This window comes from Paenarthrobacter aurescens, assembly GCF_025421775.1.
Taxonomy (GTDB): Bacteria; Actinomycetota; Actinomycetes; order Actinomycetales; family Micrococcaceae; genus Arthrobacter; species Arthrobacter aurescens_B.
In genome coordinates, this window is sequence record NZ_JAOEFX010000608.1 from 1 (window position 1) to 245 (window position 245).

The window sequence follows — 245 nt, forward strand, 5'->3', positions numbered from 1 at the left end:
GTGGATAGGGCAACATCGGCGCTTGTCCCGAATTATTCCCTTACGTCTGTTTTGTGGTTGAAGACCAATGCGACATAAACCGGCAGGTATGAGGCAACCTGAAGTGCAGTGAATCCGCCACCCGAGCTGCCGGATAGGAGAATACTCGTGGATTTCGTTTCGTGCTGAAGCTTGCGGATGCACTCCGCCATGAACCGATGGTCATTGACGCTGCCATCTCCGAGATACCAGGAGAGGGTCATGTT

At 53.1% G+C, this 245-nt stretch carries 1 protein-coding gene; it reads right to left on the minus strand.

The features are described 5' to 3' along the window. Positions 1-32 precede the first annotated feature (32 nt). Positions 33-245 (minus strand): hypothetical protein (locus N7568_RS24990; protein ID WP_261612330.1); only part of this gene is annotated, 213 nt, incomplete at its 5' end.